Raw genomic sequence first — 26,015 nt, 5'->3', positions numbered from 1 at the left:
CCCAAGCCCCTCAAACCCAAAAAATCGCCCCAAAACCCCGCAAAAAAGGCTTCGTGGCGCTTTTTTAGGGCAAAAAATGCCTCGCTTGACTTCGGCAGGCCGTTCGGGTTGACTGAAACCAGAAAAGATCAATGATTGATATTTTTAACAACAAAGGTGTTGCATCATGTCGGTACCCCCGCGTGCCGTTCAGCTTAACGAAGCGAACGCGTTCCTTAAGGATCATCCTGAGGTTCTGTACGTAGACCTTCTAATTGCGGATATGAATGGTGTGGTGCGCGGTAAGCGCATCGAACGCACCAGCCTCCACAAGGTTTACGAGAAGGGCATTAACCTGCCTGCCTCTTTATTTGCCCTGGATATCAACGGCTCTACGGTGGAAAGCACCGGCCTGGGCCTGGACATCGGTGATGCTGACCGAATCTGTTATCCAATCCCCGACACCCTGTGCAATGAACCCTGGCAAAAGCGCCCTACCGCGCAACTGCTGATGACCATGCACGAACTCGAAGGTGAACCTTTCTTCGCCGATCCGCGCGAAGTGCTCCGCCAAGTTGTTACCAAGTTTGACGACCTCGGTCTGACCATCTGCGCCGCCTTCGAGCTTGAGTTCTACCTGATTGACCAGGAGAACGTGAACGGCCGGCCACAACCGCCCCGCTCGCCGATCTCCGGCAAACGCCCGCACTCGACACAGGTCTACCTGATCGACGACCTCGACGAATACGTCGACTGCCTCCAGGACATTCTGGAAGGTGCCAAGGAGCAAGGCATCCCGGCGGACGCCATCGTCAAGGAAAGTGCCCCGGCGCAGTTCGAAGTGAACCTGCACCACGTCGCCGACCCGATCAAGGCCTGCGACTACGCGGTACTGCTCAAGCGCCTGATCAAGAACATCGCCTACGACCATGAGATGGACACCACCTTCATGGCCAAGCCTTACCCAGGCCAGGCAGGCAACGGGCTGCACGTACACATCTCCATTCTGGACAAGGACGGCAAGAACATCTTTGCCAGCGAGGATCCCGAGCAGAACGCCGCATTGCGTCACGCGATCGGCGGTGTGCTGGAGACCCTACCCGCCCAAATGGCGTTTCTGTGCCCCAACGTCAACTCCTACCGTCGTTTCGGCGCACAGTTCTACGTGCCGAACTCGCCGTGCTGGGGCCTGGATAACCGCACCGTGGCGATTCGCGTACCCACCGGCTCGTCCGATGCCGTGCGTATCGAACACCGCGTGGCTGGCGCCGATGCCAACCCTTACCTGCTGATGGCCTCGGTACTGGCGGGCGTGCACCACGGCCTGACCAACAAGATCGAGCCGAACGCTCCGGTGGAAGGCAACAGCTACGAGCAGAACGAGCAGAGCCTGCCGAACAACCTGCGCGATGCCCTGCGCGAGTTGGACGACAGCGAGGTGATGGCCAAGTACATCGATCCTAAATACATCGATATCTTCGTCGCCTGTAAGGAAAGTGAGCTGGAGGAGTTTGAACACTCCATCTCCGACCTTGAGTACAACTGGTACCTGCATACCGTGTAAGCGGTGGTAGCTGTCGAAGGAACGCCGCTGGCTTTGGTCCGCGGCGTTTTTTTATGGGTTTATTTTGGGAAACCGGGTTTGCCTCATCGCAGGCAAGCCAGCTCCCACAGTGGATCGCATTTCAAGGCTTGAACTCGGTCAAATGTGGGAGCTGGCTTGCCTGCGATAGCGGCCTGGCAGACAACACAACCTTCCTGCTCATACAATGCCCGCTGCCTTGTAGGAGACATCCATGACCACCCGCCCCGCCACTGTTCGCAAACCCCGCGCCCGCAGCCAGGCCCGGATCGATGCGATCCTCGACGCCGCCCGCACCTTGCTGGCCGCCGAAGGTGTGGCCAGTTTGTCGATCTACAGCGTGGCCGAACGGGCACAGATTCCGCCGTCGTCGGTGTACCACTTTTTCGCCAGTGTGCCGGCATTGCTGGAGGCGTTGACCGCTGACATTCACGCGGCCTTTCGCGCCGCCATCCAGGCGCCCATCGAGCATGAATCTCTCAAGCATTGGCGCGACCTGTCCTACATCGTTGAACAACGCATGCTCAGCATCTACAGCAACGATGCCGCGGCGCGCCAGTTGATCCTGGCCCAGCACGGGTTGACCGAAGTGACCCAGGCCGATCGCCAGCATGATCTGGAATTGGGCGACTTGATGCTGGCGGTGTTCAATCGCCACTTTGAAGTGCCAACGCTACCCAGCGATGTGGATGTGTTTGCCCTGGCGCTGGAGTTGAGCGACCGCGTGTACGCGCGCTCGGTGCATCAGCATGGGCTGATTACGCCGCGCATGGCGGAGGAAGGGATGCGGGTGTTTGATGCGTATGTGGGGCTTTATTTGCCGGCCTATCTGCCCAAGCGCTGATCGTTCCCACGCTCTGCGTGGGAATACATCCCGTGACGCTCTGCGTCACCTTTGGCACAGCGGGACGCGGAGCGCCCCAGGCGGCATTCCCACGCAGAGCGTGGGAACGATCAGGACAGTGCCAATCACAACTTGGCAATCGACACCTCAGTGGACTTCACAAAAGCAATCACTTCACTGCCGATCACCAGCTCCAACTCCTTGACCGAACGGGTGGTGATCACCGAAGTGACAATGCCGGACGCGGTCTGCACGTCAATTTCCGACAGCACATCGCCGACCACGATTTCCTTGATGGTGCCTTTGAACTGGTTACGCACGTTGATGGCTTTAATCGTCATGATGTTTTTCCTGTGTGAGTTATTGAGCCCAACGCAATTGCGTCGGCAGCGGTGAAACAGGTTCGGGTTCCGGTGGGGAACCGGGGAGCGACAGCACGCGGTTGAGCACTTCGGCTTCCAGCGCGGCCAGGCGGTGTGAACCACGGGCCCGTGGGCGTGGCAGGTCGATGGTCAGGTCGAGGCCGATTTCGCCGTTTTCAATCAGAATCACGCGGTCGGCAATCGCCACGGCTTCGCTGACGTCGTGGGTCACCAGCAACACCGTGAAACCGTGCTTGCGCCACAGGTTTTCGATCAGTTGCTGCATCTCGATGCGGGTCAGGGCATCCAGTGCGCCCAGCGGCTCATCAAGCAGCAACAGGCGCGGCTGATGGATCAACGCCCGTGCGAGTGCCACGCGCTGTTTCTGGCCGCCGGACAACGCCGCCGGCCATTCATTGGCGCGCTCGGCCAGGCCGACCGCTTCCAGGGCTTCCAGCGCTTTGGGGCGCCAGTCGCCCTTGAGGCCCAGGCCGACGTTATCGATGATCTTTTTCCAGGGCAGCAAGCGCGCTTCCTGGAACATCAACCGTGTATCTTCAATCGCCTCGTGCAGCGGCGCGGAGCCGGCCAGCAGCTCGCCGCCACTGGCTTTGTCCAGCCCCGCCAACAGGCGCAGCAAGGTACTTTTGCCGCAACCACTGCGGCCGACCACGGCCACGAACTGCCCTGCGGGAATATGCAGGTCGATCTCTTTGAGCACTTCGCGGGTACCAAAGGCCTTGCGCAATTTGCGCACCGCCAGCGGGATGCCCTTCAACAAGCGCGGAGGTTGTTGAGCGGTCATGCTGCACCTCCTTTGACTTGATACGCCGGGTGCCAGCGCAGCCACACACGTTCCAGCCCACGGGCTGCCAGGTCGGCCAGTTTGCCGAGGATGGCGTACATGACGATGGCCAGCACCACCACGTCGGTTTGCAGGAATTCACGGGCATTCATCGCCAGGTAACCGATGCCGGAACTGGCCGAGATGGTTTCTGCCACGATCAGCGTCAGCCACATGAAGCCCAGGGCAAAGCGCACCCCCACCAGGATCGACGGCAGCGCGCCCGGCAGGATCACTTGCCAGAACAGGCTGAAACCGGACAAGCCATAACTGCGCGACATCTCTACCAGCGCCGGGTCGACATTGCGGATGCCGTGGTAAGTGTTCAGGTAGATCGGGAACAAGGTGCCCAGGGCCACCAGGAAAATCTTCGCGGTCTCATCAATGCCGAACCACAGGATCACCAGCGGAATCAGCGCCAGGTGCGGCACGTTGCGGATCATCTGCACGGAGCTGTCGAGCAAGCGTTCGCCCCACTTCGACAAGCCGGTGATAAAGCCCAGGGCCAGACCGATGCTGCCACCGATCACAAAGCCCAGGCCGGCGCGCCAGCCGCTGATGGCCAGGTGAGTCCAGATTTCGCCGCTGACCACCAGGTTCACCCCGGCTTCGATCACCGCACTCGGCGCTGGCAGAATGCGCGTCGACAACCAACCCGCTGACACCGACAACTGCCACACCGCCAGCAATAAGATCGGCAGCACCCAGGGCGCCACGCGATGGCTGATTTTTTCTAAGTCCATAACGGCGCCTCAGCTCTGCGACGCAGCTTTGGGAAGGATGTCGTTGGCGACCATCTCGCCGAACGGGCTGACGTAGCCGGCGCTTTTGGGCAGCTCGGGACGTTCGATATCCAGGTGCGGGAACAACAGCTCCGCCACCCGATACGACTCTTCCAGGTGTGGATAACCGGAGAAGATAAAGGTATCGATACCCAGGTCCGCGTACTCCTTGACCCGCGCCGCAACCGTTGGGCCATCGCCCACCAGCGCCGTCCCCGCGCCGCCACGTACCAGGCCGACGCCGGCCCACAGGTTGGGGCTGACTTCCAGGTTGTCACGGCTACCGCCATGCAAGGCTGCCATGCGTTGCTGGCCCACCGAATCGAAACGCGCCAAAGACGCCTGGGCGCGGGCGATGGTCTCGTCGTCCAGGTGGGAGATCAGTTTGTCGGCGGCTTTCCAGGCTTCGTCGTTGGTTTCGCGCACGATCACGTGCAAGCGAATACCGAAGCGCACCGTGCGCCCCAGCTTTGCGGCTTTGGCGCGTACCTGCGCGATCTTTTCCGCGACGGCTGCCGGCGGCTCGCCCCAGGTCAGCACCATCTCCACCTGTTCGGCCGCCAGGTCCTGGGCGGCTTCGGAGGAACCGCCGAAATACAGTGGCGGGCGTGGCTGCTGAATCGGCGGGTAGAGCAATTTGGCGCCTTTGACGCTGATGTGCTCGCCGTCGTAGTCCACGGTCTCGCCTTCCAGCACACGGCGCCAGATGCGGGTGAATTCCACCGACGCCTGGTAGCGCTCTTCATGGCTTAAGAACAATCCGTCGCCAGCCAGTTCTTCCGGATCGCCACCGGTGACCAGGTTGAACAGCGCACGACCGCCAGACAAGCGATCCAGAGTCGCGGCCTGACGCGCGGCCACGGTCGGGGAGATGATCCCGGGGCGCAGGGCAACCAAAAATTTCAAGCGCTGGGTCACGGGGATCAGCGAGGCTGCCACCAACCACGAGTCTTCGCAGGAGCGACCCGTAGGGATCAACACCCCGCCGAAACCCAGGCGGTCGGCAGCCTGGGCCACTTGTTGCAGGTAACCGTGGTCGACAGCGCGGGCGCCTTCGGCGGTGCCAAGGTAATGACCGTCGCCGTGGGTGGGCAGGAACCAGAAAATATTGAGGCTCATGGAGTTGTCTCCTGAATGAAGTCAGATTACGGCGCTTTGGCAACCGCGGCGGGTGGCGTCCAGATCACGTCCTTGATGCTCAAGGGCTTGGGGATCAATTTGAGTTGGTAGAAGCTGTCGGCGATTTTCTGCTGGGCGGCGACCACTTCCGGGGTCAAAAACAGCGCGCCATAGCCCTGGCGTTTCACCGAAGTGAGGGTGATATCTGCCGGCAGGCCGAGCAGTGGGGCGACCTGCTCAGTCACTTCCTGCGGGTTGGCCTTGGACCATTCGCCTACCGCACGCACCTCTTCCACCAACGCCTTGATCACTTGTGGGTGTTGCTCGGCGTAGGGCTTGGTGGCCAGGTAAAACTGATGGTTGTCGGCAATCCCGGTGCCGTCTCGCAGGGTGCGCGCTTGCAGTTGCTTCTCGGCGGCGGCCTGGTACGGGTCCCAGATCACCCAGGCGTCCACGCTGCCACGCTCGAACGCGGCACGGGCATCGGCGGGCGGCAGGAACACGGTCTTCACGTCGGTGTAGTTGAGGCCGGCGTCTTCCAGGGCACGCACCAGCAGGTAGTGCACGTTGGAGCCTTTGTTGAGCACAACCTTTTTACCCTTGAGCTCGGCCATCGATTTGATTGGCGAGTCCTTGGGCACCAGGATCGCTTCGCTGGTAGGCGCGGGTGGCTCGTAGGCGACATAGAGCAGATCGGCGCCAGCCGCCTGGGCGAACACCGGTGGGGTTTCCCCGGTAACGCCAAAGTCGATGGAGCCGACGTTCAGGCCCTCGAGCAATTGCGGGCCACCGGGAAACTCGGTCCACTGCACCTGCACACCTTGGGCGGCCAGGCGTTTTTCCAGGGTGCCCTTGGCCTTGAGCAGCACCAGGGTGCCGTATTTTTGATAACCGATCCGCAAGGTCTCGGCGGCGTGGGCTTGAACAATGGCGCCGAAGGACACAGCCGCAGCAAAGAGTGCGACCAGACCACGACGCAAGATGACAGTGCGCATGGCGCTCTCTCCAACTGTGCGATTAGGGTTTTGGCTGCACCTGCTTGGCCGTTGTCGGCTGAGTAAGGTGAGGGTTTCCAGCTTTTCGGGGTGAGGCTCAGATGCTCCAGCGAGCACTCAACAAACGTTCATTCAATACGTCAGGGTCCAGCGGTTTTGGCCGGCGCGCCATGGCGCTGTAGAGCTGCTCCAGGGCTTCGTGCAAACGTTGCTCGAGTACCGGCACCAACTGCGCCTGTACGCTGCCTTCGCCATAGGCGATCTGGCTGTCTTCGGCAAAAATACCGTGGAGCAATTCCTGAGCCTTGAGCGCCGACAGCACCGGCTTCAGGGCGTAGTCCACCGCCAGCATGTGGGCGATGCTGCCGCCGGTCGCCATCGGCAGCACCACCTTATGGGCCAACGCACGCTCCGGCAGCAGGTCCAGTAGGGTCTTCAACGCCCCGGAAAACGACGCCTTGTACACCGGCGTGGCGATCACCAGGCCGTCGGCATTGGCGACTTGTTGCAGCAGGTCAATGACCTTGGGGCTGTCGAAGCGTGCGTGCAGCAAGTCTTCAGCCGGGAAGTCCCGTACCTGGTAACTCACCACTTCCACGCCCTGCTGTTGCAGCCACTGACGAGTTTTATCCAGCAAGACCCCAGAGCGGGAACGCTGGCTGGGACTGCCTCCAAGTGTTACGACCAGCATGCAGGAGATTCCTTGAGCAAGTGTCGGCGGTTCGCTGTGCGGCGATGGCGCCAAGATGGGATAGACCTTATCAGCAGATTTATATATCTATAAATCTTATTTATTCATTTGTTTATTCCACAAATGCATAAGTGTTTAATCAATCGCCAGGCGAAAAAAAAGGCCGTCGAAACGGCCTGAAAACCCCTGCTGTGTGAGACGGTTTGCAACTTGATGCCTTTGCTGTTCATGAGGCCACCATCGCGGGCAAGCCCGGCTCCCACAGGGGAATGCGGTCAACTGTGGGAGCCGGGCTTGCCCGCGATGGCGATATTCGCCTTAACGATTGGGTTGTGGGGTAAGACGCAGGTACGGCTTCACCGCGCGATAGCCCTTGGGAAAGCGTTTCTTGATCTCTTCCTCGTCCTTTAGCGACGGCACGATCACCACTTCATCCCCATCCTGCCAGTTGGCCGGCGTCGCCACCTTGTGGTTGTCGGTCAGTTGCAGGGAATCGATCACCCGCAGGATTTCATGGAAGTTACGCCCGGTACTGGCCGGATAGGTGATGGTCAGGCGGATCTTTTTGTTCGGGTCGATCACAAACAAGGAGCGCACGGTGAGGGTATCGCTGGCATTCGGGTGGATCAGGTCGTAGAGGTCCGAGACCTTGCGGTCGGCGTCGGCCAGGATCGGGAAGTTGACCACAGTGTTCTGGGTCTCGTTGATGTCTTCGATCCACTTGTGGTGCGAGTCCACCGGGTCTACCGACAGGGCGATGGCCTTGACCCCACGCTTGGCGAATTCATCCTTGAGCTTGGCGGTGAAGCCCAGTTCGGTGGTGCACACCGGCGTGAAGTCCGCCGGGTGGGAAAACAACACTCCCCAGCTGTCGCCCAGCCATTCATGGAAACGAATCTTGCCGGCGCTGGAATCCTGTTCGAAGTCGGGGGCGATGTCGCCCAGTCTTAGGCTCATGGTATGGCTCCTGATGAGTGCTTATGGAGCCCACTGTGCATGGATTTTTGCTGATTTAAAAAGAATAAATATCGATTTATCTAGACGATAAAGGAATATTAAAAATCAGTTCATTGGACTTGGGAACGGCCTGAGGCCAACATCGCTTTCAAGGTTCGAGAAGGCCTTGAGACGCTGCAAAAAAGAGGGGTTCAGGAAGGGCTTGCGGGGGTTGAGCCCGACTTGAACAGCAAGACACCTTGCCCGGCATTGCGCCGGGCAAGGTTTTACAGTCTTACAAAAGCGGGATCGAGTAGCTGACGATCAAGCGGTTTTCGTCCTGGTTACGCGCGCTGGCGATGTCGCTGCGCCACATAGCGTTTTTCCACGCTACGCCGACGTTCTTCAGCGGACCTTCCGGTACAACGTAGGCAACAGTGATGTCACGTTCCCACTCGGACTGGCCGGTGAACTCGGTACGGTTGCTGGAGACGGTGTCGATATGGTCGCCCTTCAGGTAAACCACACCCGCGGTCAGGCCAGGTACGCCGACTTTGGCGAAGTCGTAGGAGTAGCGAGCTTGCCAGGTACGCTCGCCGGCACGGGCGAACTTCTGGATCTGCATGTCGGTGGTGATGTAAGCCGACGAGCCGTCACCCTGGTTCAGCCAAGGGAAGTCGCTGCTGCCGTTGCTGACCTGATAACCGCCACCAAAAGTGTGACCGGCTACCGAGTACAGGAACAGGCCGCTGTACAGGTTGTTGTCGACTTTGCCACGGCCGGAGTTCACGCCGCCGTAGTTGCCCGTCGAGAAGTAAGCGGACTGGTTGCCGTTGTTACCATCGTCGGAGCTGTTGAAGTAGCGCAGGTCAGACTTCAGCACGCCAGGGCCGATAGCCCAGTTGTGGGTCAGGCCCAGGAAGTGTTGCTTGTAGAAATCTTCCAGGTGCCGTAGTAGTACTGGGCGGTCAGATCCTTGGTGATCTTGTAGTCGCCACCGGCGTAGTAGAACTTGTTGCTCGAACGCCAGTTCACGCCACGGCTGTTGGCGCCGGAGATGGACAGGCTTTCGTTGTTGCTGGAGTTACGGCCCTTGGCTTTTTCGATCTGGCCGGCAACCAGGGTCAGGTCCTTGATGTCGCTGGAGGTGATCTGGCCACCCTGGAAGGTCTGCGGCAGCATACGACCATCGTTGGTGACGATGACCGGCAGCTTAGGCTGCAAGGTACCCAACTTCAGTTCGGTCTGGGAGATCTTGGCCTTGGCGGTCAGGCCCAGGCTCGAGTAGTTATCAACGGCTTCGCCATTGGACTTGCTCGGGAAGATGGTGCCGCCGTAGGAGCTGGCAGTCGCGCCGTTGGTGCCGCCGCCCGAATCCAGGCGAACGCCCAACAGGCCGATAGCGTCGAGACCGAAGCCAACAGTGCCTTGGGTGTAACCGGAGATGAAACGCAGATCGAAGCCTTGGCCCCATTCTTCGTTGCGGCTCGGGTTGGCCGTGCCTTCGCGGTTATCGGTGTTGATGTAGAAGTTACGCAGGCCCAGTGTGGCCTTGCTGTCTTCGATGAAACCGGCAGCGCCTGCTTGCTGGGCGATTGCGCCCAACGTTACAGCCACAGCCAAGGTGGACTTCTTCATGTACCGCTCCTCTCATTTCTAATTTTTGTATTTCTTTGGTCTCGGGTCTGACGCCCTCGATCCACAGATGCGCGATTAGCGCCAGATAGTGACTACCAAGTCAATCGTAACCTTGTGTGTCTACTACCTTCGTCTAATCGCAGTTGATTTGGTCCCTGCAGGGTAATGAGTTTTTCATACACCCAAAAAGAATTATTTCATTCTTTTTCATACGATCCAGGAATAAGACTTTCCGTGAAGCTGGCCGGTCAGGATAGACGCGCCGCTCCATAAGCTAATTCCTAAAGGGTATTTACTGGTGCTTTTTTAGATCGATTAGTGTGGTCGTACGGTTGCATACGTCACTCACGATCAAAAAGGCGACGCCATCATGGCCAAACGCACATCCTCCCGTCAATTTGTTACAGTTTTTGTATCGCTATTACTTTCTTTTGGTGTCAACGCCGCCGACCTGACGGTGGGCTACCAGACCGGCATCGATCCCAGCAAGGTTCCCCAGGCCGACGGCCTGTACGAAAAAGCCATCGGCGAAAAAATCGCCTGGCGCCGCTTCAACAGCGGGCCAGAGGTGGTCACGGCCATCGCTTCGGGTGATGTACAAATCGGCAACCTCGGCTCCAGCCCGCTTGCGGCGGCGGCGTCGCGCAACCTGCCGATTGTGGCGTTTATCGTATCGGCACAGATCAACGCTTCTGAAGCCCTGGTGGTGCGCAACGGCAGTGGCATCGACAACCCTCAAGACCTGATCGGCAAAACCATCGCCACCCCGTTCGTCTCGACCTCCCATTACAGCCTGCTCGGCGCGCTGAAACACTGGGGGTTGAACACCCAGCAAGTCAAAGTGGTGAACTTGCAGCCAGCCGAAATCGCCGCCGCTTGGAAGCGCGGCGATATTGATGGGGCTTTCGTGTGGTCGCCGGCCCTGGGCGAAATCCGCAAGACCGGCAAAACCCTGACAGACGCGGCGCAGGTGGGCCAATGGGGCGCGCCGACGTTTGAGGTGTGGGTGGCGCGCAAGGATTTTGCGCAAAAACATCCTGACGTCGTGGCCAAGTTCGCCAAAGTTACCCTGGATGCCTTTGCCGACTATGCCGCCCACAAAGACAGCTGGACGGTGGATTCCGAGCCAGTTCAGAAAATTGCCAAATTGACAGGTTCAAATGCCGACGACATTCCGGAACTCTTGGCTGGTACGACGTTTCCGGATGCGCAGGCACAGCAAACCGCTGCGCTGCTCAAGGGCGGCACGGCGAAGGCGATTGGGGAGACGGCGAAGTTCTTGAAGGAACAGGGGAAGGTGGAGACGGTGCTGCCGGATTATTCGGCCTACGTGACCGATAAATTCATCCCAGAATAAAAGCGCGGTCCAGTGTGGGAGCTGGCTTGCCTGCGATGCCAGCAACTCGGTCCTTCAGATAAACCGAGGCGCCGCTATCGCAGGCAAGCCAGCTCCCACACAGAGCAGTAATCTTTTACAGGGCCTTTTCGAAGATCTTGGAGTTGCGCTGATAGTTGTACAGCGACGCCCGCGCCGACGGCAGGCGGTCTACGCTGCTCGGCACAAAGCCGCGTTCGCGGAACCAGTGGGCCGTACGGGTGGTGAGTACAAAGAGGGTTTTCAAGCCCTGGGCGCGCGCCCGGGTCTGGATGCGTTCGAGCAACACATCGCCGCGCGCGCCGTGGCGGTACTCCGGGTTCACTGCCAGGCACGCCAGCTCCCCCGCATCCGAATCCGCAATCTGATACAGCGCTGCGCAGGCGATGATCATGCCTTCGCGCTCGACCACGCTGAACTGTTCGATCTCACGCTCTAGCACTTCCCGCGAGCGGCGCACCAGAATGCCCTGCTCTTCCAGCGGGCTGATCAGATCCAGCAAACCGCCGACGTCTTCAATCGCCGCTTCGCGCACCAGTTCGAATTGCTCCTGGGCCACCAGCGTACCGCCGCCGTCGCGGGTGAACAGTTCAGTGAGCAAGGCGCCATCTTCGGCGTAACTGACGATATGGCTGCGCCCTACTCCACCGCGGCAGGCTTCAGCAGCGGCATCGAGCAGTTCGGCTTGATAGTTGCTGCCCAGGCGTTGCAGGTGCGCAGGCACTTGTTGTGGGCGCAATTCACGCACCAGGCGGCCGTTCTCATCGATCAGACCGGGATCGGCGCCGAACAGCAGCAACTTGTCGGCACCCAGGTCGATGGCGGCGCGGGTGGCGACGTCTTCGCAGGCCAGGTTGAAGATCTCGCCGGTAGGCGAATACCCCAGGGGCGACAGCAGCACGATGGAGCGTTCGTCCAACAGGCGGTTGATACCCTTGCGATCGACCCGGCGCACTTCGCCGGTGTGGTGGTAGTCCACGCCTTCCAGCACGCCGATTGGCCGCGCGGTAACCAGGTTGCCGCTGGCCACACGCAGGCGCGAGCCCTGCATCGGCGAGGACGCCATGTCCATGGACAAGCGCGCCTCAATGGCAATGCGCAGATGGCCCACCGCGTCGATCACACATTCCAGCGTCGCGGCATCGGTGATGCGCAAGCCTTCGTGGTAAGCCGGGGTAAGGCCGCGTGCTTCAAGGCGGGTTTCGATTTGCGGGCGCGAGCCGTGCACCAGCACCAGGCGCACACCCAGGCTGTGAAGCAGCACTAGGTCGTGGACGATATTGCCGAAGTTGGGGTGGTCCACACCATCGCCGGGCAGCATGACCACAAAGGTGCAGTCGCGGTGGGCGTTGATGTAGGGCGAAGCGTGACGAAGCCAATTGACGTATTCGGGCATAACACCTGGGCCTGTAATAAAAAGCAGCCAAATAAAGGATCAATCGTGAAAGCGCACAGCGGCTGATGGTTATCGTCGGAACAGGCTTGGCGACACGCTCACTCTCCTTATGTACGAATGGGCAGGGGTTAATTTATGCAGGTTTCAGGCAGTAGTGTTCGATCAGTTCCCGCAATAGACGCACTGTAGGCGTCAAGCGTGACATTTCAAGGTATTCGCCCGGCTGGTGGGCGCAGGCAATGTCGCCAGGGCCGAGCACCAGGGTTTCGCAACCGAGGCGCTGAAGATAAGGCGCTTCGGTGCCGAACGCTACTGCTTCGGCACGATGACCGGTCAAACGTTCCGCCACCCGCACCAACTCGGCGTCTTCGGGCTGCTCAAAGGGTGGCACTGCGGGGAACAACGGCGCGTAGTCGATCTTGACCTTATGCCGCTCGGCCACGGGTTCGAGCTTCTGGCGAATCGCGGCGCGCAGCACCTCGGGGTCCATGCCCGGCAGGGGTCGCAGGTCGAACTCCAGGGAGCACTGGCCACAGATGCGGTTGGGGTTGTCGCCGCCGTGAATGCAGCCGAAGTTCATGGTCGGCTGCGGCACGCTGAATTGCGCGTTGCGGTACTCGCGCTGCCAGGCCAGGCGCAGGCCGCGCAACTCGCCAATAGCGTCATGCATGGCTTCCAGCGCGCTGTGGCCCAAGCTTGGGTCCGACGAGTGGCCGCTGCGCCCGAGGATGTCGATGCGCTCCATCATCACGCCTTTGTGCAGGCGGATCGGCTTGAGCCCGGTCGGCTCGCCGATCACCGCTGCGCGACCCAGCGGGCGCCCCGCCTCGGCCAGCGCACGGGCACCGGACATGGAGCTTTCCTCGTCACAAGTGGCAAGAATCAACAGCGGCTGCTTGAAGGGTTGATCGAGCAGCGGCAACACCGCTTCGATGATCAGGGCGAAGAAACCCTTCATGTCACAGCTGCCCAGCCCTACCCAGCGGCCATCGACTTCCGTCAGCTTGAGCGGGTCGGTTTTCCACAGCGCCGCGTCATACGGCACGGTATCGCTATGCCCCGCCAGCACCAGGCCACCGGGGCCGCTGCCGAAGCTGGCCAACAGGTTGAATTTGCCGGGGCTGACGTGTTGGATATCGATGGCAAAGCCCAGATCGCCCAGCCAAGCGGCGAGCAGGTCGATCACCGGGCGGTTGCTCTGGTCGAGAGACGCCTGGGTGCAACTCACCGACGGCGCGGCGATCAAGGCGGCGAACTGCTCTTTCATGGACGGTAACGGCATGCGCGGTCTCCCAACTTCCCGGATGAACCTCACTATAGAGGCATCTGTGCAACACAATAAACCGTTGCGGCGCGTTGCCGGGCTCAGTCCTGTACACTGCACGACCTTGGCAGCCACACTTTTCCCCGGCTGCGCTCCCGATCCTGGATTTTCCGGCCATGCAGAAAGAAACCGAAATCAAGCTACGCGTCAGCCGCGAAACACTCGCCGCGCTGCGTGAGCACCCGTTACTGAAAAAACGCAACAAAAGTGGCTGGGAACGCCGTGAGTTGATGAACCAGTACTTCGATACCCCCGAGCGCGACCTGGCCCAGGCCAAGGTTGCCCTGCGCCTGCGCAAGGACGGTGACGACATCATCCAGACCCTCAAGACCCGCGGCCAAAGCGTCGCCGGCTTGTCGGAACGCAACGAATACAACTGGGACCTGCCCAAAGCCAAGCTCGACGTGAAGAAACTCGATGGCGAGTGCTGGCCCGAGCAACTGGCCGAGCTGGACAAAAAGACCCTCAAGCCGATCTTCACCACCGACTTCGTGCGTGAACGCGCCGAGATCGCTTGGGGCCGTGGCAAGGCCAAGGTGGTGATCGAAGCCGCCCTGGACCTGGGCCACGTGGTGGTCGGCAAGCAGAAAGAAGAAATCTGCGAACTGGAGCTGGAATTGCGCGAAGGCGAACCGGCTGCCCTGCTGGAATTGGCTGCCGAGCTGGCCGCGACCCTGGCCCTGATGCCGTGCGACATCAGCAAGGCCGAACGCGGCTACCGCCTGTATGACGCCAGTAGCTATTCCCTGAGCTTGCCGGCGCCACAGATCCACGCCGAAATGCCATTGGACGACGCCTTCGCCGCGATCCTGTGGTACCTGCTGGGCAGCAGCCAGCGCCTGGCCGAGCAATACCGCTTCAATGGCCACTGGCGCCTGCTGCAAGACTGGGTCGAGAACCTCGGTGAATTGCGCGCCCTGATCGGCAGCCTCGGCCAGGCCGCGCCGCGCCAATCCACCAGCGAACTGCGCAGCGCCCTGGATGCGTTGCTGGAAGACTGGCGCCCGCTGGTCCAGGCCGGTGACGACGATGAAGACATCCGCAAAGCCGCGCCAGAGCAGTTCATCGAAGAGCTGCAAGACGTGCGGTGGGGCCTGTTCTCACTCAACCTCTCGCGCTGGTTGTTGGCTCGCACCTGGACAGCCGAACGTAACGTGCGTGGCAACCGCCAGGGCGCTGCGCAAATCACCAACTGGCTGCCACGCCTGCTGGCCGACGACGCCGTCGCCCTGCAACTGCAGCGCTACCAGCAACAGCCGGAAGACCTGGCCGAGCAACTGCCGCGCATCGAACGCATCCAGGCCTGGCTGCACCATGCGCGCCAGGTGGTGGACATTCCTGAACTGGACCGCTTGTACGGCGAGCTGAACAAGCTGGCACACCTGGCCAACCAGCCGATTACCGATGAATCGCTGGATGCGCGTATGCACCAGGCGATTGCGGTGTATCAGAATCGTGCCTGGAAGACCCTTCTGCGCCTGTAATACCGCTATCGCGGGCAAGCCCGCTCCCACATTTCCTGTGGGAGCGGGCTTGCCCGCGATGAGGCCCTCCCTGTCAGCGCAATACTGGCAGGCTGGTGGTGGACTTGATTTCCGACAGCGCCACAATCGAGTTGACCTCCTGGATGCCCGGCACCATCGACAACTTCTCGAAGAAGAACCGCTCGTACGCCTCGATATCCGAGGTGACGATACGCAGCAGAAAATCCACCGCTCCCATCAGCACGTAGCACTCCAACACTTCCGGAAAACCGCGAATCGCCTCGGTGAACTCAGTGAAATTGGAGCGACCGTGGGCGTTGAGTTTGACCTCGGCGAAAATCTGCGTGTTGAGCCCGATTTTCTTGCGGTCCAGCAGGGTGACCTGGCCGCGGATCACGCCCTCTTCCTTGAGCCGCTGAATGCGCCGCCAGCATGGCGACTGCGACAGGCCGACCTGCTCGGCAATCTGTGCGCTGGAGAGCGAGGCGTCCTCTTGCAGCAAGGCCAGGATGCGGCGGTCGTAGGCGTCCAACTCACTGTGCATAAACGTACCCGTTAATAGGCTGATCTTGAATTGATTGAGTCGATTTATCGCCAAACAGGCTCATCTTAGATAAGAAATCTCCCGAGGCGAATGTAAAAATTCCTCCAGTCGAATTTGGAGAGTCAGCATGCACGCCGTCGAAACCGCCTACCCTGCCACCCGCGTCGATGCGTGGGCGGCCAATAGCAGCCACTGCCGGGCGCACTATCACATCGTCGCCGAGGCCGAACCGGACGTGCTGTGCCGGGTGCTCAACTACTTCGCGCTGCAATTGCTCACGCCCACCCAGGTCAGCGCGAACCGGGAAGCCGACCTACTGAGCATCGATATCGTGATGACCGGCCTGAGCTGGCACCGCGCCCAGGTGATCGGTGAAAAGATTCGAAACCTGATCAGCGTCTGCACCCTGGAGCTGTGGTCGGCTGATTCCGAGCGGCCCCAAGCGTTGGCGGCGATGGCGCAGTAAAAACCTGCAATACACGCGCAGGCAGGATCTTCAGCGGCTCGCTAGCCTGGGATTACACCCAAGCCGCCCAGGAAAACCTGCATGCCCGTCGCCGCTCACGATCACCCCTTGGAACTGCAGCAATTGTTGCCGGCGTTGGTCGAGCAAGGGCTGATCACGGCGCAGGCGGCGCAAAAGGTGGTGCCAGCGCCCGCCAGCCAGCACCCCCTGGAATGCATCGCAGCCCAGGGCCCTTGCCTGGAGACCTTGACCCAATGGCTGGCCCGGCAGGTCGGCCAGCCTTACCTGCACATCGACCCGTTGAAGATCGATGTGGCAGCCGTGGTGCCCTTGATGTCCCACGCCTTTGCCCAGCGCCACGGCATTCTTGCAGTCGCCGTGGATGCCCGCAGCGTAACGGTCGCCAGTGCCCAACCCCATATCACCGCCTGGGAAGCCGGGCTGTCCCAGGTGCTCAAACGCACGATCAAGCGCGTGGTTGCCAACCCCCAGGATATCCAACGCTGTATCAACGAATTTTACCGCTTGGCCAAGTCCGTCAGCGGCGCGGATCAAAAGATGACGGCGCCTGGCAATGTCGACTTGCTCAGCCTCGGCGCCAGTGACAAGGAGCCGGATGCCAACGACGCGCATATCGTCAACATTGTCGACTGGCTGCTGCAATACGCCTTTGGCCAACGAGCCAGCGATATCCATATCGAGCCCTGCCGCGACCAGGGTCGGATGCGCTTTCGCATTGATGGGCTGCTGCATGACGTCTATCAATTTCCCCCGCAGGTCACCATGGCCGTGGTCAGCCGCCTGAAAAGCCTGGGGCGAATGAACGTGGCCGAAAAACGCAAACCCCAGGATGGCCGCGTCAAAACCAGGAACCCTGCGGGTGTCGAAGTGGAATTGCGGCTTTCCACACTGCCCACGGCATTCGGCGAAAAACTGGTGATGCGAATTTTCGACCCACAGGTGCTGCTCAAGGACTTTGACCAGTTGGGTTTGTCCGACGCCGACCAGCAACGCTGGCACGCCATGACGCAACGCACCCACGGCATCATCCTCGTCACCGGCCCGACCGGCTCAGGCAAGACCAGCACCCTCTACACCACCCTCAGGCAACTGGCGACCCGTGAGGTCAACCTGTGCACGGTGGAAGACCCGATTGAAATGGTCGAGCCGGCCTTCAACCAGATGCAGGTCCAGCACAACATCGACCTCACGTTCGCCAGCGGCATCCGCGCCCTGCTGCGTCAGGACCCGGACATCATCATGATCGGCGAAATCCGCGACCAGGAAACCGCAGAGATGGCTATCCAGGCCGCGCTGACGGGGCACTTGGTGCTCTCGACCCTACATACCAACGATGCGCCCAGCGCCATCAGCCGCCTGCAGGAACTGGGCATTGCTCACTATTTGATCAAAGCCACGCTCATAGGCGTGATGGCGCAGCGCTTGGTGCGGGTTCTGTGCAGCCACTGCAAGCGCCCCGTGGGCCAGGAGGACGCTGGCGGCTTTGATGCTGTCGGCTGTGCGCAATGCCGTGACAGCGGTTATCGAGGCCGGGCCGGGCTGTATGAAATCATGCTCATGGACCCAGCCCTCCAGGCGCTGGTCACCGCGGGTGCGGACGTACAAGCCCTGCGCCGTGGGGCACTGGCGCAGGGCATGAGCAGCCTGCGCATGGCCGGCATCGAGAAAGTGAAAGCCGGCCTGACCACGATGACGGAGGTGTTGCGGGTCACGCCAGGGGATTCAGAAACAAATCCTTTGTTTGTTGGGCCATGAAACCGTCTTTATCCGTGACCAGACCGTTACAATCGGCCTAATGTCGTTCACTGACACCTCCAGATAGGGAATCGCTATGCAGATCGGAACCGTACTGCTTCTTTTCGTGGGCTTGGCCATCGCCATCCTGTTCATGGGGTTCAAAGTGGTGCCCCAGGGCTACCAATGGACCGTCGAGCGTTTCGGCCGCTACACCAACACCCTCAAGCCTGGCCTGAATATCATCATCCCGGTGATGGACCGTATCGGCCGCAAGATCAACGTGATGGAAAGCGTGCTGGATATCCCGCCTCAAGAAGTCATCACCGCCGACAATGCCACCGTGCAGATCGATGCCGTGTGCTTCTTCCAGGTGGTCAACACCGCCCAGGCCGCCTATGAGGTCAACAACCTCGAACATGCTATCCGCAACCTGCTGCAGACCAATATCCGCACCGTACTCGGCTCCATGGAGCTGGACGCCATGCTGAGCCAGCGTGACGGCATCAACGAAAAACTCCTGCGCACCGTGGATGAAGCTACCGCGCCGTGGGGCATCAAGATCACCCGTATCGAGATCAAGGACATCAGCCCGCCCGCCGACCTGATGGCCGCCATGTCCGGCCAAATGAAAGCCGAGCGGATCAAGCGTGCACAGATCCTCGAAGCCGAGGGCCTGCGGGCGTCGGCGATCCTGACAGCGGAAGGCAAGAAGCAGGCGCAGATCCTCGAGGCCGAAGGTAGCCGTCAGGCCGCGTTCCTGGAGTCCGAGGCGCGCGAGCGCCAGGCCGAAGCCGAAGCGCGGGCGACACAAGTGGTGTCCGAAGCCATTGCGTCGGGCAATGTGCAGGCGGTGAACTACTTCGTCGCGCAAAAATACATCGACGCCCTGGGCAAGCTGGCGTCGGCCAACAACAGCAAGGTCATCCTGATGCCGCTGGAAGCCAGCCAGGTGATTGGCGCCGTGGGCGGTATCGGCGAAATCGTCAAGGCAACCTTCGGCAACCAGAAAGGCTGAGGCCAACACCATGTGGGACTTTTTGCTGCATTTGTCGTTCTGGGACTGGTTGGCACTGGGCACCGTGCTGTTGATTCTCGAGGTGTTCGGTGCCGGAGGCTACCTGCTCTGGATGGGCATCGCCGCCGCAGCCGTGGGCGTGATCAAGTTCCTGTTCCCACCGCTGGGGCTGGAATGGCAACTGCTGCTGTTTGCGGTGTTGTCGATACTGACCGCCGTGTACTGGTGGAAACGCCAACGCAGGAGTGCCAAGGCCAGCGATCAACCGGGGTTGAATGAGCGCGGTTCAGAGTTGGTCGGGCGCACTTTCGTGGTGCATCAAGCCATTGTGGATGGTCGCGGCAAGGTCAAAGTCGGCGATGGCGTATGGATGGTCACCGGTGTCGACGCCCCCGTGGGCGCTCAAGTCCGCGTGGTTGGCCAGGATGGGGTGATTTTGAAGGTTGAAACTGTTTAGTCAGTGATGGAACTGGATCGGCTTAACTACAATCAAAACGTACAGATAACCCACCGGAGTCACCCATCATGCGTCTCAAATATGCTGTCGCAACCCTCGCTGTGCTTTCCCTACCTGTCGGCTCAGCCATGGCCGATAGCTTCTGGCGTAATGTCATCTCGTCGGGCGCCACCACTGGCTCGACTTACCTGACGTTCAAGGACCACAAGCTGGTGGTCGCCGCCCAAGACGACGCCGGCAGCTTCGTCGCCAGCGACGGCGGCATTCGCGGCCCGTACCTGGAAGCGGCCATGCAGAAGGTCCGCGCCGATAACCCTGGCCTTCAAGCCACCGATATGGAACTGGCTAACGCCATCCTGGCGAAGAATGCTGTAACCGAGTAACAACTGTCCTCATAAAAAATGCCGCTTTCTCAAGCGGCATTTTTTTGCCTGCTGCATGACGAATCGTTCATGGATGACAGGCTATATTCAGTCTCAGCATGCAACCATGCCCTACTGACACGTCTATTTTAATTGCCTACCTGAAACGGATGCCTTCTTCGTCATGAGCCAACAGCCCTTCCTGCCGTTTTCCAAACCGACCATTGATGAAGCCACCATCTCGGCGGTCGGCGATGTTCTGCGTTCCGGCTGGATCACCAGCGGGCCGAAGGTGCAGGCGTTCGAAGCACAGTTGTCGGAGTATTTTGGCGGACGTCCGGTGCGCACCTTCAACTCGGGCACCTGCACCATGGAGATCGCCTTGCGCATCGCCGGGATCGGGCCTGGAGATGAAGTTATCACCACGCCAATCTCCTGGGTTGCCACGGCCAACGTGATTCTCGAAGTCGGCGCCACTCCCGTCTTCGCCGACATCGACCCGGTGACGCGCAATATCGATCTGGCTCAGGTAGAAGCCGCGATTACCCCGCGCACCAAGGCGATCATCCCCGTCTACCTGGCCGGCTTGCCCCTGGATATGCCGATGCTCTATGCGCTGGCCAACAAGTACAACCTGCGCATTGTCGAAGATGCTGCCCAGGCCCTGGGTTCCAGCTGGGATGGAGAACGCATCGGCGCAACCGGCGACTTCGTGTCCTTCAGCTTCCAGGCGAACAAGAACATCACGTCGTCCGAAGGCGGCTGCCTGGTGTTGAACAATGCCGAGGAGGCCCGTCTGGCAGAGAAGTACCGCCTGCAAGGCGTCACCCGCAGCGGCTTCGATGGCCTGGATGTGGATGTGCTGGGTGGCAAGTTCAACATGACCGACATTGCCGCCGCCATCGGCCTGGGGCAATTTGCGCACATCGAGAAGATCACCGCCCATCGTCAGAACCTGGCACGGCATTACTTCAAATGCTTCGGCAGCGATTTCGAAGCTCAATACGGCGCGCAACTGCCACCGGCCGACTTCGAAAACAGCAACTGGCACCTGTTCCAACTGGTATTGCCGGAGCGCCAGGATGGCCTGCCAGCCCGTGCAACGTTCATGGAACAGATGCAGGCCCACGGCGTGGGTATCGGCTATCACTACCCGCCGATCCACCTGCTGAGCCTGTATCGGGCACAGGGTTTCAAGGAAGGCATGTTCCCGGTGGCAGAGCGTGTTGGGCGTTTGATCGTGTCGTTGCCAATGTTCACGGCGATGACAGAGGCGGATGTGGAGCGGGCTGTAGCGGCGGTTAAAGCTGTATTGAAAAGAGACTGATCACAACAAATCAACTGTGGGAGCTGGCTTGCCTGCGATGCTGGCACCTCGGTGTATCGGTGATACCCGGGTGATCCAATCGCAGGCAAGCCAGCTCCCACATTGATTTGTGTCGTTGTAACTATTGCGATTATTCGCCGATGGCGGCTTTGTAGCCGGCGGCATCCAACAGCTTGTCCAGCTCGGCCTTGTCGCTTGGCTTGAGCTTGAAGATCCAGGTGCCGTACGGGTCAGAGTTCAGCAGCTCAGGGCTGCCACTCAGCTCTTCGTTGACAGCAATCACTTCGCCGGCAATCGGCGAGTAGATATCCGAGGCTGCTTTCACCGACTCAACCACACCCGCCTGGCCTTGCGCTTCAAAATTGGCACCCACCTCTGCCAACTCAACAAACACCACATCACCCAAAGCTTCCTGTGCATGGTCGGAGATCCCGACGGTCACGGTGCCGTCAGCTTCCAGACGGGCCCATTCGTGACTTTCGGCAAAACGCAGGTCGGCAGGGATATTGCTCATAGTCTGTGTCCTCAAGATGAAATGTCAGCGGCCTTTGGCCTGCCGGAATTGGTTAGATCAGGGTTTTGCCATGACGCACGAAGGTCGGCTTGACCACTCGAACCGGATACCACTTGCCGCGGATTTCCACTTCGGCCCGGTCGGCAGTCGCCGTCGGCACACGCGCCAGCGCAATGGATTTGCTTAGCGTAGGCGAGAAACTACCACTGGTGATCTCTCCTTCGCCAACATTGGCGATACGAACCACCTGATGAGCGCGCAGCACACCCCGTTCTTCGAGGACGAGCCCCACCAGTTTGAACTGCACGCCGGCTGCCTTTTCTGCTTCCAGCGCGGCGCGGCCAATGAAGTTACGCTCGACAGGTTCCCAGGCGATGCTCCAGGCCATGTTGGCCGCCAGGGGTGAGACGGCCTGGTGAATATCCTGGCCATACAGGTTCATGCCGGCCTCCAGGCGCAAGGTGTCGCGCGCACCGAGGCCGATGGGGGAAATGCCAGCGCCTACCAAGTCGTTGAAAAAGCCCGGTGCCTGATCGGCCGGCAGCACGATTTCGAGGCCGTCTTCGCCGGTATAGCCGGTGCGGGCGATATACCAGTCGCCGTCGGCCCGGCCTTCGAAGGGTTTGAGCTGATGGATCAGGATGCCACGGGACTGGGTCACCAGTTCGGCGATTTTCTGCCGGGCGTGGGGGCCTTGGATGGCGAGCATGGCCAACTCGGAGCGCTCATGCAGTTGCACTGAGTAGCTGCCCAGTTGCGCCTGCATCCAGGCCATGTCCTGGTCACGCGTGGCGGCGTTGACCACCAAGCGGTAACCGGTTTCGGTGCGGTAGACGATCATGTCATCCACCACCCCGCCCTGCTCGTTGAGCATGGCGCTGTACAACGCTCGGCCACAGCCGTGCAGTCGGTCGACATCATTGGCCAGTAGGTACTGGAGCCATTCCTTGGCCTGGGGGCCGGTGACATCGATCACGGTCATATGAGATACATCGAAGACCCCGCAGTCGCGTCGCACCTGATGGTGTTCTTCAACTTGCGAGCCGTAATGCAAAGGCATATCCCAACCGCCAAAATCGACCATTTTCGCGCCGAGGGCGAGATGCAGGTCATACAGAGGCGTACGCTGTCCCATGGGTTTCTCCTTCCGGGCTTGGCGAAGGCGCGCAGAGCTGCCACTTGCGCCGAACACCTTGTATTACAAGGCCCGCAGCCACATACAGCAGGTCGATCCGAAAGACGGAGCGCACCGAATGCCGCGCATTGTAGCCTCAAGCCGTAGGACTGGCACCTAACCGATTTGCCGAGCCGAGCGACGAATCAGCCCGATGACCGGCAACAAGCCGACCAGCACCAGGGTCAGCGCCGGCAAAGACGCCCGCGCCCATTCGCCTTCACTGGTCATTTCAAAGATGCGGACCGCCAGGGTGTCCCAGCCAAACGGGCGCATCAGCAAGGTGGCCGGCATTTCCTTGAGCACATCCACAAACACCAGCAGCGCTGCGCTCAACGTGCCCGGCAGCAATAACGGCAGATACACTTTGCAAAACAGTCGTGGGCCGCTCACCCCAAGGCTGCGTGCCGCTTCAGGCAATGACGGACGGATGCGCGCCAGGCTGTTTTCCAGCGGCCCGTAGGCCACCGCCAGGAATCGCACCAGGTATGCCAGCACCAGTGCCGACAGGCTGCCCAGCAGCAAAGGCTTGCCCGCCCCGCCCAGCCAGCCGGAGAGCGGCACCACCAGCTCGCGGTCCAAGTAGCTGAACGCCAACATGATCGACACCGCCAGCACCGAGCCCGGCAAGGCATAGCCGACATTGGCCAGGCTGATACCGGAGCGAATCGCACGGGTCGGCGCCAGACGGTTGGCAAACGCCAGTATCAATGCCACGCTGACCGTGATCAGGGCTGCGATCCCGCCCAGGTAGAGGGTATGGATGATCAGCCCGGTGTAACGCTCATCGAGGTCGAAGCGGCCACGCTGCCAGAACCACGTCACCAGTTGCAGCATCGGAATCACGAACGCACAGGCGAAAACCAGACCGCACCAGGCGCTGGCCGCCACTGCCTTGAATCCGCGCAGGTGGTACAACGCCTTGCCCCGCGGGCGCTCATTGCTCGGTCGGCTGGCCCCGCGCGCGCGTCGCTCGCCATACAGCACCAACATCACTACCAGCAGCAACAAGCTGGCCAACTGCGCGGCACTGGACAGGCTGAAAAAGCCGTACCAGGTTTTATAGATAGCGGTGGTGAAAGTGTCGAAATTGAACACCGAGACCGCGCCAAAATCCGCGAGTGTCTCCATCAGCGCCAGGGCTACACCGGCACCAATCGCTGGGCGCGCCATGGGTAATGCCACGCGCCAAAACGCTTGCCATGGCGATTGCCCCAGCACCCGCGCCGCTTCCATCAAGCCTTTGCCCTGGGCCAGGAACGCGCTACGCGCCAGCAGGTAGACATAGGGATAGAACACCAGCACCAGCACGATGACCACGCCGCTGGTGGACCGTACCCGTGGCAAACGCAGACCCGTGCCGAACCACTCGCGCAGCAGGGTTTGCACCGGGCCGGCAAAATCCAGCAGGCCCACAAACACGAAGGCCAGCACATAGGCAGGGATTGCAAAGGGCAACATCAGTGCCCAGTCGAGCCAGCGCCGCCCGGGGAACTCGCACAGGCTGGTCAGCCAGGCCAGGCTGACGCCCAGCAGCGTCACGCCCAGGCCGACACCGAGCACCAGGGTCAAGGTGTTGCCAAGCAAGCGGGGCATCTGAGTGTCCCAGAGGTGCGACCAGATCTGTGGATCGATGCTTTGCCAGGAGAGCAGCAGCACGCTCAGCGGCAACAGCGCCAGGGCGGCGACGCTGAAAACCGGCAGGTACCAGCGACGTTGGGCGGGGTGGGCCAAGGAAAAGCTCTCAGAAAAATAAAAATGTTGAAGCGGCCACTAACCAATGTGGGAGCTGGCTTGCCTGCGATACAAGCACCTCGGTGTATCAGTGATACCGAAGTGATGCAATCGCGGGCAAGCCAGCTCCCACAGTTGAGCGGCGCAGCTTCAGTTCCAGCCAGCGCGATCCATCAGGCGGATCGCTTCGGCCTGGCGCTTGCCCGCCACTTCCACTGGCAAGGTATCGGCCACGAACTTGCCCCAGGTCGCCACTTCCGCCGATGGCGGTACCGCCGGGTTGGCCGGGAATTCCTGGTTGACGTCGGCGAAGATCTTCTGTGCCTCAGGCGTAGTCATCCACTCCACCAGCGCCTTGGCCGCTTCCGGGTGCGGCGCGTGCTGGGTCAGGCCGATGCCGGAGAGGTTCACATGCACGCCGCGGTCGCCCTGGTTCGGCCAGAACAACTTCACCGCCAGGTCTGGCTTCTGCTTGTGCAGGCGACCGTAGTAATAGGTGTTGACGATACCCACGTCGCATTGCCCGGCGTTGATGGCCTCCAGCACGGCGATGTCATCAGAGAACACGTCGGTGGACAGGTTATTCACCCAACCCTTGATGATTTCTTCGGTCTTGGCCGCGCCATGGGTTTCGATCAACGTGGCGGTCAGCGACTGGTTATAGACTTTTTTCGCCGTGCGCAGGCACAGGCGGCCTTCCCACTGCTTGTCGGCCAGGGCTTCGTAGGTGGTCAGATCGCCCGGTTTTACCCGGTCGGTGGAATAGGCGATCGTGCGCGCACGCAGGCTCAAACCGGTCCAGGCGTGGGCCGATGAGCGATATTGCAGAGGAATGTTCTTGTCGATCACAGGAGAGGTGAACGGTTGCAGGATGCCCATCTGCTCGGCCTGCCAGAGGTTGCCGGCGTCAACGGTCAGCAACAGGTCGGCGGTGGCGTTCTCGCCCTCGGCCTTGATGCGCTGCATCAACGGGGCTTCCTTGTCGGTGATGAACTTGACCTGTACGCCGGTCTTTTTGGTGTAGGCGTCGAACACGGGCTTGATCAGTTCGTCGATACGCGAGGAGTAGACCACGACTTCATCGGCCGCCTGCACGGTGGTGCTGCCGATCAGGGTGAGTGCCAGGGCAGTCAGGAGGCGCTTGGGTGCCAACATGGGTGCGGTCTCTCATTTGCAAATGGAGGGCAAATGATAAGGACTCACATTTGGTAACGCTTGGTGGAGGCGTTACCAGATGTTGCACAGCCAGAATATGCGCTGGAGCTGACGGCCTCATCGCGGGCAAGCCCGGCTCCCACAGAGGGTTGTATTGT

The 26,015-nt window shown here is 60.4% G+C and carries 24 protein-coding genes and 1 pseudogene; 10 read left to right on the top strand and 15 right to left on the bottom strand.

Annotated elements, in window-relative coordinates; all coding sequences use genetic code 11:
- Window positions 1-166 precede the first annotated feature (166 nt).
- Window positions 167-1,543 carry a glutamine synthetase family protein gene (locus TX24_RS09375; RefSeq protein WP_003195252.1) on the top strand — a complete coding sequence of 459 codons (1,377 nt, stop codon included), beginning with the start codon at window positions 167-169 and terminating at the stop codon, window positions 1,541-1,543.
- A gap of 232 nt (window positions 1,544-1,775) precedes the next feature.
- Complete coding sequence (locus TX24_RS09370) at window positions 1,776-2,405, top strand: TetR/AcrR family transcriptional regulator (RefSeq protein ID WP_003195254.1); 630 nt, start codon at window positions 1,776-1,778, stop codon at window positions 2,403-2,405.
- Between the two features lie 125 nt (window positions 2,406-2,530).
- Here the strand turns inward: TX24_RS09370 and TX24_RS09365 are convergent, their stop codons facing one another.
- The 8 genes and pseudogenes from TX24_RS09365 to TX24_RS09330 all read right to left on the bottom strand — a co-directional run bounded on the left by TX24_RS09365 (window position 2,531) and on the right by TX24_RS09330 (window position 9,772).
- Window positions 2,531-2,746 carry a TOBE domain-containing protein gene (locus TX24_RS09365; RefSeq protein ID WP_003176783.1) on the bottom strand — a complete coding sequence of 72 codons (216 nt, stop codon included), beginning with the start codon at window positions 2,744-2,746 and terminating at the stop codon, window positions 2,531-2,533.
- Window positions 2,747-2,765: 19 nt separating this feature from the next.
- The gene (ssuB, locus tag TX24_RS09360) at window positions 2,766-3,572 is read right to left on the bottom strand and encodes an aliphatic sulfonates ABC transporter ATP-binding protein (RefSeq protein ID WP_003195256.1); all 807 of its coding nucleotides are present in this window, start codon (window positions 3,570-3,572) and stop codon (window positions 2,766-2,768) included.
- Window positions 3,569-4,354 carry an aliphatic sulfonate ABC transporter permease SsuC gene (ssuC, locus tag TX24_RS09355; RefSeq protein ID WP_003195258.1) on the bottom strand — a complete coding sequence of 262 codons (786 nt, stop codon included), beginning with the start codon at window positions 4,352-4,354 and terminating at the stop codon, window positions 3,569-3,571. The genes ssuB and ssuC overlap by 4 nt, the downstream gene beginning before the upstream one ends.
- A gap of 9 nt (window positions 4,355-4,363) precedes the next feature.
- Window positions 4,364-5,512, bottom strand: coding sequence for an FMNH2-dependent alkanesulfonate monooxygenase (ssuD, locus tag TX24_RS09350; protein ID WP_003195260.1), 1,149 nt, complete (start codon window positions 5,510-5,512; stop codon window positions 4,364-4,366).
- Between the two features lie 26 nt (window positions 5,513-5,538).
- Window positions 5,539-6,507 (bottom strand): sulfonate ABC transporter substrate-binding protein, encoded by a 969-nt coding sequence (locus TX24_RS09345; protein WP_057710216.1) that lies wholly within the window; start codon window positions 6,505-6,507, stop codon window positions 5,539-5,541.
- A gap of 97 nt (window positions 6,508-6,604) precedes the next feature.
- Window positions 6,605-7,198 (bottom strand): NADPH-dependent FMN reductase, encoded by a 594-nt coding sequence (ssuE, locus tag TX24_RS09340; protein ID WP_003195265.1) that lies wholly within the window; start codon window positions 7,196-7,198, stop codon window positions 6,605-6,607.
- A gap of 318 nt (window positions 7,199-7,516) precedes the next feature.
- On the bottom strand, window positions 7,517-8,155 hold the full coding sequence (locus tag TX24_RS09335) for a peroxiredoxin (protein WP_003195267.1): 639 nt from the start codon (window positions 8,153-8,155) through the stop codon (window positions 7,517-7,519).
- Window positions 8,156-8,429: 274 nt separating this feature from the next.
- Window positions 8,430-9,772: pseudogene (locus TX24_RS09330) on the bottom strand (OprD family porin).
- Window positions 9,773-10,142: 370 nt separating this feature from the next.
- Between TX24_RS09330 and tauA the strand changes: the two are divergent.
- Entirely contained in the window at window positions 10,143-11,129 is a 987-nt protein-coding gene (gene tauA / locus TX24_RS09325; protein ID WP_057710215.1) for a taurine ABC transporter substrate-binding protein, read from the top strand.
- A gap of 115 nt (window positions 11,130-11,244) precedes the next feature.
- Here the strand turns inward: tauA and argA are convergent, their stop codons facing one another.
- Entirely contained in the window at window positions 11,245-12,543 is a 1,299-nt protein-coding gene (gene argA, locus TX24_RS09320; protein ID WP_003195273.1) for an amino-acid N-acetyltransferase, read from the bottom strand.
- Between the two features lie 133 nt (window positions 12,544-12,676).
- Window positions 12,677-13,825, bottom strand: a complete 1,149-nt coding sequence (argE, locus tag TX24_RS09315; protein ID WP_003195275.1) for an acetylornithine deacetylase — start codon at window positions 13,823-13,825, stop codon at window positions 12,677-12,679.
- 158 nt (window positions 13,826-13,983) lie between these two features.
- On the opposite strand from argE, the gene TX24_RS09310 reads away from it, so the two are divergent.
- The gene (locus tag TX24_RS09310) at window positions 13,984-15,351 is read left to right on the top strand and encodes a CYTH domain-containing protein (protein ID WP_034134019.1); all 1,368 of its coding nucleotides are present in this window, start codon (window positions 13,984-13,986) and stop codon (window positions 15,349-15,351) included.
- Between the two features lie 73 nt (window positions 15,352-15,424).
- Here the strand turns inward: TX24_RS09310 and TX24_RS09305 are convergent, their stop codons facing one another.
- On the bottom strand, window positions 15,425-15,895 hold the full coding sequence (locus tag TX24_RS09305; RefSeq protein ID WP_003195279.1) for an Lrp/AsnC family transcriptional regulator: 471 nt from the start codon (window positions 15,893-15,895) through the stop codon (window positions 15,425-15,427).
- 127 nt (window positions 15,896-16,022) lie between these two features.
- Here TX24_RS09305 and TX24_RS09300 point away from each other — a divergent pair, with 127 nt between their 5' ends.
- The 6 genes from TX24_RS09300 to TX24_RS09275 all read left to right on the top strand — a co-directional run bounded on the left by TX24_RS09300 (window position 16,023) and on the right by TX24_RS09275 (window position 21,280).
- On the top strand, window positions 16,023-16,361 hold the full coding sequence (locus TX24_RS09300) for a hypothetical protein (protein ID WP_034134021.1): 339 nt from the start codon (window positions 16,023-16,025) through the stop codon (window positions 16,359-16,361).
- Between the two features lie 81 nt (window positions 16,362-16,442).
- Window positions 16,443-18,137: a GspE/PulE family protein gene (locus TX24_RS09295; RefSeq protein WP_057710214.1), complete on the top strand. Its 1,695-nt coding sequence runs from the start codon at window positions 16,443-16,445 to the stop codon at window positions 18,135-18,137.
- A gap of 76 nt (window positions 18,138-18,213) precedes the next feature.
- Window positions 18,214-19,134 carry an SPFH domain-containing protein gene (locus tag TX24_RS09290; protein ID WP_003195285.1) on the top strand — a complete coding sequence of 307 codons (921 nt, stop codon included), beginning with the start codon at window positions 18,214-18,216 and terminating at the stop codon, window positions 19,132-19,134.
- Between the two features lie 10 nt (window positions 19,135-19,144).
- Entirely contained in the window at window positions 19,145-19,591 is a 447-nt protein-coding gene (locus TX24_RS09285) for an NfeD family protein (RefSeq protein WP_057710213.1), read from the top strand.
- Between the two features lie 68 nt (window positions 19,592-19,659).
- Window positions 19,660-19,974, top strand: coding sequence for a DUF2388 domain-containing protein (locus TX24_RS09280; protein ID WP_003176799.1), 315 nt, complete (start codon window positions 19,660-19,662; stop codon window positions 19,972-19,974).
- A 163-nt stretch (window positions 19,975-20,137) separates the two neighbouring features.
- Entirely contained in the window at window positions 20,138-21,280 is a 1,143-nt protein-coding gene (locus tag TX24_RS09275; protein ID WP_003195291.1) for a DegT/DnrJ/EryC1/StrS family aminotransferase, read from the top strand.
- Between the two features lie 130 nt (window positions 21,281-21,410).
- Here the strand turns inward: TX24_RS09275 and gcvH are convergent, their stop codons facing one another.
- The 4 genes from gcvH to TX24_RS09255 all read right to left on the bottom strand — a co-directional run bounded on the left by gcvH (window position 21,411) and on the right by TX24_RS09255 (window position 25,857).
- Window positions 21,411-21,794: a glycine cleavage system protein GcvH gene (gene gcvH / locus TX24_RS09270; RefSeq protein ID WP_057710212.1), complete on the bottom strand. Its 384-nt coding sequence runs from the start codon at window positions 21,792-21,794 to the stop codon at window positions 21,411-21,413.
- Between the two features lie 52 nt (window positions 21,795-21,846).
- Window positions 21,847-22,929: a glycine cleavage system aminomethyltransferase GcvT gene (gcvT, locus tag TX24_RS09265; RefSeq protein ID WP_003195295.1), complete on the bottom strand. Its 1,083-nt coding sequence runs from the start codon at window positions 22,927-22,929 to the stop codon at window positions 21,847-21,849.
- Between the two features lie 156 nt (window positions 22,930-23,085).
- Window positions 23,086-24,702, bottom strand: coding sequence for an ABC transporter permease (locus TX24_RS09260; protein ID WP_057710211.1), 1,617 nt, complete (start codon window positions 24,700-24,702; stop codon window positions 23,086-23,088).
- Between the two features lie 150 nt (window positions 24,703-24,852).
- Window positions 24,853-25,857 carry an extracellular solute-binding protein gene (locus tag TX24_RS09255; RefSeq protein ID WP_014720404.1) on the bottom strand — a complete coding sequence of 335 codons (1,005 nt, stop codon included), beginning with the start codon at window positions 25,855-25,857 and terminating at the stop codon, window positions 24,853-24,855.
- Between the last annotated feature and the right edge of the window lie 158 nt (window positions 25,858-26,015).

This window comes from Pseudomonas lactis (assembly GCF_001439845.1).
GTDB classification, from domain to species: Bacteria; Pseudomonadota; Gammaproteobacteria; order Pseudomonadales; family Pseudomonadaceae; genus Aquipseudomonas; species Aquipseudomonas lactis.
The sequence above is the reverse complement of the archived record's forward strand: the minus strand, read 5'-3'. Positions and strand labels throughout refer to the sequence as shown.

What these genes read in the sequence shown, in the direction of transcription:
- TX24_RS09375 (WP_003195252.1), top strand. Translation starts at nt 167, where the DNA reads ATGTCGGTACCCCCGCGTGCCGTTCAGCTTAACGAAGCGAACGCGTTC.
- ssuD (WP_003195260.1), bottom strand. Translation starts at nt 5,512, where the DNA reads ATGAGCCTCAATATTTTCTGGTTCCTGCCCACCCACGGCGACGGTCAT.
- TX24_RS09275 (WP_003195291.1), top strand. Translation starts at nt 20,138, where the DNA reads ATGAGCCAACAGCCCTTCCTGCCGTTTTCCAAACCGACCATTGATGAA.
- TX24_RS09255 (WP_014720404.1), bottom strand. Translation starts at nt 25,857, where the DNA reads ATGTTGGCACCCAAGCGCCTCCTGACTGCCCTGGCACTCACCCTGATC.
- TX24_RS09335 (WP_003195267.1), bottom strand. Translation starts at nt 8,155, where the DNA reads ATGAGCCTAAGACTGGGCGACATCGCCCCCGACTTCGAACAGGATTCC.
- TX24_RS09285 (WP_057710213.1), top strand. Translation starts at nt 19,145, where the DNA reads ATGTGGGACTTTTTGCTGCATTTGTCGTTCTGGGACTGGTTGGCACTG.
- ssuE (WP_003195265.1), bottom strand. Translation starts at nt 7,198, where the DNA reads ATGCTGGTCGTAACACTTGGAGGCAGTCCCAGCCAGCGTTCCCGCTCT.
- gcvH (WP_057710212.1), bottom strand. Translation starts at nt 21,794, where the DNA reads ATGAGCAATATCCCTGCCGACCTGCGTTTTGCCGAAAGTCACGAATGG.
- ssuC (WP_003195258.1), bottom strand. Translation starts at nt 4,354, where the DNA reads ATGGACTTAGAAAAAATCAGCCATCGCGTGGCGCCCTGGGTGCTGCCG.
- gcvT (WP_003195295.1), bottom strand. Translation starts at nt 22,929, where the DNA reads ATGGGACAGCGTACGCCTCTGTATGACCTGCATCTCGCCCTCGGCGCG.
- ssuB (WP_003195256.1), bottom strand. Translation starts at nt 3,572, where the DNA reads ATGACCGCTCAACAACCTCCGCGCTTGTTGAAGGGCATCCCGCTGGCG.
- TX24_RS09280 (WP_003176799.1), top strand. Translation starts at nt 19,660, where the DNA reads ATGCGTCTCAAATATGCTGTCGCAACCCTCGCTGTGCTTTCCCTACCT.
- TX24_RS09365 (WP_003176783.1), bottom strand. Translation starts at nt 2,746, where the DNA reads ATGACGATTAAAGCCATCAACGTGCGTAACCAGTTCAAAGGCACCATC.
- argA (WP_003195273.1), bottom strand. Translation starts at nt 12,543, where the DNA reads ATGCCCGAATACGTCAATTGGCTTCGTCACGCTTCGCCCTACATCAAC.
- argE (WP_003195275.1), bottom strand. Translation starts at nt 13,825, where the DNA reads ATGCCGTTACCGTCCATGAAAGAGCAGTTCGCCGCCTTGATCGCCGCG.
- TX24_RS09310 (WP_034134019.1), top strand. Translation starts at nt 13,984, where the DNA reads ATGCAGAAAGAAACCGAAATCAAGCTACGCGTCAGCCGCGAAACACTC.
- TX24_RS09345 (WP_057710216.1), bottom strand. Translation starts at nt 6,507, where the DNA reads ATGCGCACTGTCATCTTGCGTCGTGGTCTGGTCGCACTCTTTGCTGCG.
- TX24_RS09370 (WP_003195254.1), top strand. Translation starts at nt 1,776, where the DNA reads ATGACCACCCGCCCCGCCACTGTTCGCAAACCCCGCGCCCGCAGCCAG.
- TX24_RS09305 (WP_003195279.1), bottom strand. Translation starts at nt 15,895, where the DNA reads ATGCACAGTGAGTTGGACGCCTACGACCGCCGCATCCTGGCCTTGCTG.
- TX24_RS09300 (WP_034134021.1), top strand. Translation starts at nt 16,023, where the DNA reads ATGCACGCCGTCGAAACCGCCTACCCTGCCACCCGCGTCGATGCGTGG.
- TX24_RS09295 (WP_057710214.1), top strand. Translation starts at nt 16,443, where the DNA reads ATGCCCGTCGCCGCTCACGATCACCCCTTGGAACTGCAGCAATTGTTG.
- TX24_RS09290 (WP_003195285.1), top strand. Translation starts at nt 18,214, where the DNA reads ATGCAGATCGGAACCGTACTGCTTCTTTTCGTGGGCTTGGCCATCGCC.
- tauA (WP_057710215.1), top strand. Translation starts at nt 10,143, where the DNA reads ATGGCCAAACGCACATCCTCCCGTCAATTTGTTACAGTTTTTGTATCG.